Origin of the sequence: Streptomyces sp. NPDC002785, from assembly GCF_040295565.1 — a bacterium.
Taxonomy (GTDB): domain Bacteria; phylum Actinomycetota; class Actinomycetes; order Streptomycetales; family Streptomycetaceae; genus Streptomyces.
This window is the reverse complement of the sequence record NZ_JBEOVN010000272.1, coordinates 1-7,937: the sequence shown is the minus strand read 5'-3', so window position 1 is coordinate 7,937 and position 7,937 is coordinate 1. Positions and strand designations below refer to the sequence as shown.

7 protein-coding genes and 1 pseudogene are annotated in these 7,937 nt (G+C 69.0%); 4 read left to right on the top strand and 4 right to left on the bottom strand.

What is annotated here, in order from left to right:
• Positions 1-209 precede the first annotated feature (209 nt).
• The gene (locus ABTZ94_RS34715) at positions 210-509 is read left to right on the top strand and encodes a YciI family protein (protein WP_351206982.1); all 300 of its coding nucleotides are present in this window, start codon (positions 210-212) and stop codon (positions 507-509) included.
• A 47-nt stretch (positions 510-556) separates the two neighbouring features.
• Here the strand turns inward: ABTZ94_RS34715 and ABTZ94_RS34710 are convergent, their stop codons facing one another.
• The gene (locus ABTZ94_RS34710) at positions 557-1,657 is read right to left on the bottom strand and encodes a WD40/YVTN/BNR-like repeat-containing protein (protein WP_351206980.1); all 1,101 of its coding nucleotides are present in this window, start codon (positions 1,655-1,657) and stop codon (positions 557-559) included.
• 184 nt (positions 1,658-1,841) lie between these two features.
• Between ABTZ94_RS34710 and ssgD the strand changes: the two genes are divergently transcribed.
• From ssgD to ABTZ94_RS34695, 3 genes and pseudogenes are all read left to right on the top strand, one after another.
• Complete coding sequence (gene ssgD / locus ABTZ94_RS34705; protein ID WP_351206978.1) at positions 1,842-2,258, top strand: spore wall synthesis regulator SsgD; 417 nt, start codon at positions 1,842-1,844, stop codon at positions 2,256-2,258.
• 186 nt (positions 2,259-2,444) lie between these two features.
• Positions 2,445-4,737, top strand: a pseudogene (locus tag ABTZ94_RS34700) (ATP-binding cassette domain-containing protein).
• A 239-nt stretch (positions 4,738-4,976) separates the two neighbouring features.
• Positions 4,977-5,951: an acyl-ACP desaturase gene (locus tag ABTZ94_RS34695; RefSeq protein WP_351206976.1), complete on the top strand. Its 975-nt coding sequence runs from the start codon at positions 4,977-4,979 to the stop codon at positions 5,949-5,951.
• A 125-nt stretch (positions 5,952-6,076) separates the two neighbouring features.
• Here the strand turns inward: ABTZ94_RS34695 and ABTZ94_RS34690 are convergent, their stop codons facing one another.
• From ABTZ94_RS34690 to ABTZ94_RS34680, 3 genes are all read right to left on the bottom strand, one after another.
• On the bottom strand, positions 6,077-6,577 hold the full coding sequence (locus ABTZ94_RS34690; RefSeq protein ID WP_351206974.1) for a tetratricopeptide repeat protein: 501 nt from the start codon (positions 6,575-6,577) through the stop codon (positions 6,077-6,079).
• A 111-nt stretch (positions 6,578-6,688) separates the two neighbouring features.
• Positions 6,689-6,943 carry a WhiB family transcriptional regulator gene (locus ABTZ94_RS34685; protein WP_351206972.1) on the bottom strand — a complete coding sequence of 85 codons (255 nt, stop codon included), beginning with the start codon at positions 6,941-6,943 and terminating at the stop codon, positions 6,689-6,691.
• A gap of 73 nt (positions 6,944-7,016) precedes the next feature.
• The gene (locus tag ABTZ94_RS34680) at positions 7,017-7,817 is read right to left on the bottom strand and encodes a VOC family protein (RefSeq protein WP_351206970.1); all 801 of its coding nucleotides are present in this window, start codon (positions 7,815-7,817) and stop codon (positions 7,017-7,019) included.
• Positions 7,818-7,937 lie beyond the last annotated feature (120 nt).

The window sequence follows — 7,937 nt, the reverse complement described above, 5'->3', positions numbered from 1 at the left end:
GGAGGATTGAGGCAACGCGGAGCGTTGGTGATTGACGACAACGCGGCAGATGCGCGTGCCCAGCCCCGCGACGCCGCCCTCCATTTGCCGGTCGGTCTTAGGCCGGTCGGCCCGAGACCGACCGGCGAATGGGAAGCTGCCGGCTCGGCGGCGGGACTTCGCGGACACGGCCCGGGGCCGATGCGCCGTCGTCCCGTAGCCTGGAGATCATGTTCGTACTCGAGTTGACCTACACCGCACCCGTCGAGCGCATCGACGCACTGCTGCAGGACCATGTCGCCTGGCTGGACACGCAGTACGCGGCCGGGATGTTCATCGCGTCGGGCCGCAAGAACCCGCGCGACGGCGGGGTGATCCTGGCCGTCGGGGACGACCGAGCGCAGATCGAGAAGATCGCGGCGGAGGATCCGTTCGTGGCACAGGGCGTGTGCGCGTACCGGATCACGGAGTTCATCGCGACGAAGACCTCGGACGAACTCGCCCCGTACCGGCAGCAGTTGCCCGGGTAGCGGGCATCCGCCACCCGGTACCACTGCTCGATCGCAGGGCCCCCGCCCTAGAACCCCGCGCGCGCCACCCGTCCGCTCTCGCCCGCGGCCCAGCAGCCGCCGTCCGGTGTGCAGTCGACCGTGTCGTACGAACCTGTGTCGACCGTGCGCCAGGTGCGGCCGCCGTCCACGGTGAGGTCCGTGCCGGTCGGGCCGACCGCCAGCGCACCCGACCTGCTGTGCGGGAGCCAGGCGACGCCCGAGCGGTAGGCGGCCGGCGGGGTGGTGGACTGCTGCCAGCTGCGGCCGGCGTTGTCCGTCACCGCCGCGGCGTTCGGCGACGGCCGGCCTGCCCGGTAGTCGCCGCCGACCGCGATGCCGTGGTGGCGGTCGCGGAAGGCCAGGCCGAAGACGCCGCGTGCCGGGTCACCGGCCGGGATCGTGGATTCGGTCGCTTTCCAGGTCAGCCCGCGGTCGGCGGAGTGCAGCACCCGTGCGGTGGCGGCGCCCCCGGTCGCCAGCCAGACGTCCTTGGGGCCCGACGCGACCAGGCACTGACCGCTGGCGGCGAACCCCGCCTCACCGGCCTGGGCATCCGGCATGCCCGCACTGGGCAGCACCCGCCAGCTCCGGCCGCCGTCAGCTGTCGACAGGATGCGGTACTTCCCGTCGACGGGATCGCTCATCGCAAGTCCGTGTCGGCTGTCGAAGAAGGCGAGGCAGTCGTAGAAGGCGCGGGCATCGGTGTTGCGGAACGACTCCGTCCAGGTCGCTCCCCCGTCGTCCGTACGGAACACCCTGGAGGCCTCGCCCTCCCCGATGGCCAGTGCCACCGCGCGCCGGGTGTCGAATGCCTCGATGTCACGGAACTCCAGAGCCTCCTGAGCCGCACCGGGCGGTGACACATCGCGCCAGTGACGGCCGCCGTCCACGGTGCGCAGCACCGTGCCCTTCGAGCCCGCGACCCAGGCGGTACGACGGCTGACGGCGGCGAGGCCGCGGAAGCGGGCATCGGTCCCTGTCTCGGTGAGCGTCCAGGCCGGCGGTTCGCCGGGCCGGTGCCGCTCCCCCGGTGTTGCCGCGGCTGCCGGTGTGGCCAGTGTTGCGGTCAGCGCCGCCGCACAGAGCCCCCATGACATCAGTCGTCTCGTCTTCCCCTTGACCCTCATGGCGCTGGAAGCTAGCCCACGAGCTGTGCTCCGTCCAGGGGGCACCGGTGGGAAGTGGGCACGCGATCGGTGCGGCGGCGTGCGGTGATACAGCTCACGCCACCTTCCGGTGCACGGATGAGGAAGTTCCGTCGTCTCCATCAGTGCCGGAGACCGTTCATCTGGCCGAGAAAGGGAGCAGGTCTTGTCCACCGTTATCGAGCAGTCCGTGCAGGCCCGCATGGTCGCATCCGCACCGCGGATGGAGACCCTTCCCGCCACCCTGCAGTACGACCGGAGGGATCCGTTCGCCGTCCGCGTGGCGTTCCCCGCGACGGCGACCCTGGAGGGCACCGATGTGTCCTGGGAATTCTCCCGCGAGCTGCTCGCGGCGGGATTGGACGGAGCCGTCGGTGTCGGAGACGTACGCATCAGGCCGTTCGGATACGAGCGCACGGTCCTGGAGTTCCATGCCACCGAGGGAATCGCGATGGTGCACGTCCGCACTGCGGAGCTGCGCCGCTTTCTCGAGCGAGCGCAGGAACTGGTGCCGGCCGGTGACGAGCACCGGTTTCTGAATCTCGACCGGAGCCTGACCGATCTGCTCGGAGGGGCCTGCTGACCCCGCGTCCAGCAAAACGGCGCGGCCGGTGAGCCTGCACCGGTGGCGTTGTTGCCCGGCGGGGAATTCGGTGACATCACAGCCGAGGAGGGACGCGCGGGAGTGTGAGTGGCGAGGGGAACGGTCGCCCGATCGCCCGAAAAATCCAGACAGAAGCTGTCCGGTATCGCGGTTAGCTTCGACCGCATGGATCGGAATACGGACCGAAGTATCGTCATCACCGGGGCACGCGCGAACAATCTGCGTGATGTCTCCCTCACCGTCCCCAAAGGGCGGATCACCGTCTTCACCGGAGTGTCCGGGTCGGGCAAGTCGTCGATCGTCTTCGACACCATCGCCGTGGAATCGCAGCGGCAGCTGAACGAGACCTTCACCTGGTTCATCCGGAACAGGCTGCCGAAGTACGAGCGGCCCCACGTCGACGCCATCGACGACCTCTCCGTGGCGATCGTCGTGGACCAGAAGCCGCTGGGCGGCAACGCCCGCTCCACCGTCGGCACGATGACCGACATCTGGTCGGTGATCCGGGTGCTGTTCTCACGGTACGGAACGCCGAGTGCGGGCCCGGCGACCTCGTACTCCTTCAACGACCCCAGCGGGATGTGCCCGGAGTGCGACGGTGTGGGGCGCACGGTCCGCCTCGATGTCGACCGGGCGATCGACGTCACGAAGTCGCTCAACGAAGGTGCGCTGCTGCTGCCGGGCCTCTCGGTGGGGAGCTGGGAGTGGCAGCTGTACGCCGGTTCGGGACGCTTCGACAATGACAAGCCGCTCGCGGAGTTCACCGAGGAGGAGCTCCGGCTCCTTCTGTACGGAGGGGGTTTCACCGTACGGCTGGAGCTGAAGTCGACCTCGGCCGACATGCGGTTCGAGGGGATCGCCGAACGGTTCACCCGGCTCTTCCTGAAGCGGGACACCGAGGCGCTCTCCGAGCGGCGGCGCGAGGCCGCCCGGCGTTTCACGACTGAGTCGGTGTGCTCGTCCTGCGGCGGCGCCCGGCTGAACGCGGCCGCGCTCGCCACCCGTATCGACGGCCTCTCCGTAGCCGACTACGGGCGGATGGAAGTGGCCGATCTGGTGGGCGTGCTGGCCGGGATCGACGATCCGGTGGCCGGTCCGATCGCCTCGGCCGCCCGCGAGCGGCTGGAGCGGCTGGTGGGCATAGGGCTCGGCTATCTCAGCCTGGACCGGGAGACCACCACGCTGTCGGGCGGCGAGGGGCAGCGGCTGAAGATGGTCCGGCACCTGGGCAGTTCGCTGACCGGGCTGACGTTCATCTTCGACGAGCCGAGCGTGGGCCTGCATCCGCGCGATGTCAGCAGGCTGAACGATCTTCTGGTACGGCTGCGCGACCGGGGCAACACCGTCGTCGTCGTCGAGCACGACCCGGATGTCATGGCTGTCGCGGACCACATCGTCGACATGGGCCCCGGGGCGGGCACCGACGGCGGACAGGTCGTGTTCGAAGGCCCGGTGGAGCGGTTGCGCAAGGCGGACACCCTCACCGGCCGGTACCTGCGCCACCGGACACCGCTCAAGGAGACCTTCCGCACCCCCCACCGGGCGACTGCCGGTGACGGGCGCCGCACTGCACAACCTCAAGGGCGTGGACGTGGCGTTCCCCGAGGGCGTGCTGACGGTCGTGACCGGGGTGGCCGGATCCGGCAAGTCGACACTGGTCTCCCGGGTGTTCACGGCGGCATACCCGGACGCGGTGGTCATCGACCAGGGGGCGATCACCGCGTCATCCCGCTCCACCCCGGCCTCGTACCTCGGAGCACTGGACTCCATCCGCAAGGTCTTCGCCAGGGAGAACGGCGTCGAGCCGGGCCTGTTCAGCTTCAACTCCTCAGGCGCGTGCGGGCATTGCTCGGAGCGCGGCATCATCTGCACCGATCTCGCGTTCATGGACCCGGTGACCACCACCTGCCAGGTGTGCGAGGGGCGACGCTTCCACGACGACGTGCTGAAGCACCGGGTCGGCGGCGCGTCGATCGCCGACGTACTGGAGATGACGGCCGCGCAGGCGGCCGAGCTCTTCGACGACCGGGCGCTGCTGCGGAAGCTGCACACGCTCGACGACGTCGGCCTGACCTATCTGACACTGGGGCAACCGCTCAGCACGCTCTCCGGCGGTGAACGCCAGCGCATCAAACTCGCCACCCGGCTGCACCGGACGGGCAGCGTGTACGTCCTGGACGAGCCGACCACCGGACTGCACATGGCGGACACCGGCACGCTCGTCGATCTGCTGGACCGGCTGGTCGACGCGGGCAACAGTGTGATCTGCGTGGAGCACAGCCTCGATGTGCTCAAGCGCGCGGACTGGGTGGTCGACCTCGGCCCCGAGGGCGGCAGAAACGGCGGCGAGCTGGTCTTCGAGGGGACTCCGGCGGCACTGCTCGGCCATCGCACATCGTTTACGGCCGAGTATCTGCGCCGGGATCTGGGGCTGGAGCGCCCCGGCGCCGGGATTTGAGAGAGCCATTCCGATTCCACAGAGCCCGACACAGCGCCGTATTGGTGGATATGACGGAGTTCGGAATGGTTGGCAGCCGAGCGGGCTGTCGGCCACAACACCCCCCACAACCTGCGCACATAACGTTACGTAATCGGGCATCGCGGGGGCCGGCTTGGCGATGGCCTTACTGCCGCTTTAACCTACGGTCTCGTAACCTACGTATCCGTAGGTAATTCTCCCGTCCCCAGGAGTCCCCCGTGACGATCAGCGCTCCCCACCTCGGCAGCCCGAAGGCGTGGACCGACGCCCAACTGCTGTACGCCTTGGAAGAGGTGGTGGAGAAGGAGCTCAACCGCCATCTCAAGGTCGCCAAGGACTGGATGCCCCACGAGTACGTGCCGTTCTCCGACGGGCGGAACTTCCCCGGCGTCTTCGAGGACGGTGAGGCCTGGAAGGCCGATCAGTCCAAGGTCACCGACATCGGGAAGATCGCGCTGGTCGTGAATCTGCTGACCGAGGACAACCTCCCCAGCTACCACCACGAGATCGCCTCGCTCTTCGGCCGTGACGGCGCATGGGGCACCTGGGTGCACCGCTGGACCGCTGAGGAGGGCCGGCACGGCATCGTGATGCGCGACTACCTGCTCACCTCGCGCGCCGTCGACCCGGACAAGCTGGAGCAGTTCCGGATGGCGCACATGGCGGAGGGCTTCGAGTCCGACAACCGCCACTCAATGCTGCACTCCGTGGCGTACGTCGCCTTCCAGGAGCTGGCCACCCGTGTCTCGCACCGCAACACCGGCCACCAGTCGGGCGACCCGGTCTGCGACCGCATGCTGGCGCGGATCGCGACCGACGAGAACCTGCACATGGTCTTCTACCGCAACCTCCTCGGTGCGGCCTTCGAGCTCGCCCCGGACCTGACGATGCAGGCGGTGCGCGATGTCGTCGTCAACTTCCGGATGCCCGGCCACGGCATGCCGGGCTTCGAGCGGGCCGCCGCGCAGATGGCGATCGGCGAGATCTACAACATGCGCATCCACCACGACGACGTGATCCAGCCCGTGCTGCGCTATCTGAAGGTCCTCGACATCGACGGCCTGAGCCCCGACGGCCTGAAGGCGCAGGAGGAGCTGGGCCTGTACATGGGGGGCCTGGACGGCGAGGCGTCGAAGTTCGACGAGAAGCTGGTGGCCCGGAAGGCACGGATGGCAGCGCGCGCCCTGGCCTGACGGCCCGCACGACTGTCGTCGGCCCGCCGGCGCGGGCCACTGCTCCGCAAACCTGTCCGGCGGCCCGGGGCCTGTCCGGCCCCGATCCGCCGGACAGGCCCCGGGTACAGCGCCCCGCGCCGGGCTCACATCGTTTCGTACAAGTCCTGCGCGTAGTGCTGGATCGCCTCACGGTAGCGCCGGACATGTGGGTCCTCACTGGTGGCGGCGAGCAGCCTCAGCAGCAGCTGCATGGATTCATGGTGCTCGCCGGTGTTGAAGAGAGCCATGGCGAGGAACGTCCGCAGCGCCCCGTCGTCGGGGAACTGCTCGACACCGCTGCGCAGGACCTCGACGGCTCTCTCGTACTGTCCGAGCACCCGATGGGTACTCCCGAGGCCGAGCAGCGCACCCCGGCGGTCCTCGTCCGACAGCCCCGCACCGTCCAGGCAGCGCTCGTAGAACGGCACGGCCTCGGCTTCCAGACCGAGCACATCGTGGACCCAGGCGGTCTGGTAGGCCACTTCGGCATCCGCGGGGAAGGCCGCGGAGAGAGACAGCAGCTGCTGTCGGGCCTCCTCGGGCCGGCCGTCGATGCGCAGCCGCACCGCCGCCGAGAACACAGCGTCCCTGTCGTGATCATTCATGCTGACATCGTCTCAGCCGGACCCCCCGTCCGGCCAGGGGTACTCCGGCCTGCACGTGCGGGTGCGGCCGGCGCCCCGGGCGGGCCGGATTGTTCTGAGGGCAGGGCGAGTTCAGGCCTGGCGGCGATTGGTTCTGCGCAGCCGTTCGCGCTCCTTCTCGGAGAGGCCGCCCCATACGCCGAAGCGCTCGTCGTTGGCGAGGGCGTACTCCAGGCAGGCCTCGCGCCCCTCGCAGGCGTTGCAGAGCTGCTTGGCCTCACGCGTGGAGCTGCCGGGGGCCGGAAAGAAGAACTCGGGCCCCGCCTGCGCGCACAGCGCTGTCTCCTGCCAGGCGAGCGCGGGGTCGGCCGCGGTGTTGATCAGCATGGAACCCACAGTGCCCGGTCGCGATAAACGACTGATCAACGCCGCATCAATGCGGCGCGCCGATGGCTTCCGGTCAGCCTTCCGGTGCCTGCGCGCTCTTGATCAGGGCGAATTCCGCCCCGTCCGGATCGGCGACGTCGGCAAACTTGCCCACGCCTTCCATCTCCATCGGCTCCAGCGTCAGTTTGCCGCCCAGCCGCTCCACGTCCGCGACGGCGGCGTCGCAGTCGTCGACCTCGAAGTAGGGCAGCCAGTGCGGTCCGGCGACCGCTTGTGTCGCAACGGCGTTGAGGGGCACCAGACCACCGAAACTCGCGTCCTCGCCGCCGCCCTTGGTCCGGATCACCGTATAGGAGCCCCCGCCCTCCGGGAACGGCGTCTGCGCGGTCTCCCATCCGAACACGGTGCCGTAGAACGCGGCGGCCGCCGGGACGTCCGGGGTGTACAGCTCGGCCCAGCACAGGGAGCCCGCGACACTCACGGCGCCGAGGCCCGGATTCTCCTTCGGCTCCCAGATACCGAAGAACGCGCCCGCCCGGTCCTTGAAGCCGGCCATCCTGCCGAAGTCCAGGACATCCATCGGGGCGAACGGCACACTGCCGCCGGCCTGCTCGACCGCCTTCGCCGTGGCGTCGGCGTCCGACGACTGGAAGTAGACCGACCAGGACGGCTTCGCCTGCTCCTCGGTGACCGTCATCACGCCCCCGGTCGTCTTCCCGTCCAGCATGAACATGCCGTAGCCGCCGGTCTCCGGGCCTCCGGCCAGGTACTCCCAGCCGAAGAGACCGGTGTAGAACGCGATGGCCCCGTCGAGGTCGGGTGTGCCCAGATCGATCCAGTTGGGCGCTCCGTTGACAAAACGGGTGGTGAGCATGGCGAGCTCCTTCGATGAGGCCCGTTCTTACGACCTCCCCCACGATAGGGAGCGGATCAGCGAGCGGCGTCGTGCGGCTTCGATTGCAAGGCGGAGGAAGGAAGCGGATGGGGCCTCCCC

Excerpts from the sequence above, each read along its gene's own strand:
- ABTZ94_RS34685 (WP_351206972.1), bottom strand. The coding sequence starts at position 6,943 with ATGCTGATCAACACCGCGGCCGACCCCGCGCTCGCCTGGCAGGAGACA.
- ABTZ94_RS34715 (WP_351206982.1), top strand. The coding sequence starts at position 210 with ATGTTCGTACTCGAGTTGACCTACACCGCACCCGTCGAGCGCATCGAC.
- ABTZ94_RS34690 (WP_351206974.1), bottom strand. The coding sequence starts at position 6,577 with ATGAATGATCACGACAGGGACGCTGTGTTCTCGGCGGCGGTGCGGCTG.
- ABTZ94_RS34710 (WP_351206980.1), bottom strand. The coding sequence starts at position 1,657 with ATGAGGGTCAAGGGGAAGACGAGACGACTGATGTCATGGGGGCTCTGT.
- ABTZ94_RS34680 (WP_351206970.1), bottom strand. The coding sequence starts at position 7,817 with ATGCTCACCACCCGTTTTGTCAACGGAGCGCCCAACTGGATCGATCTG.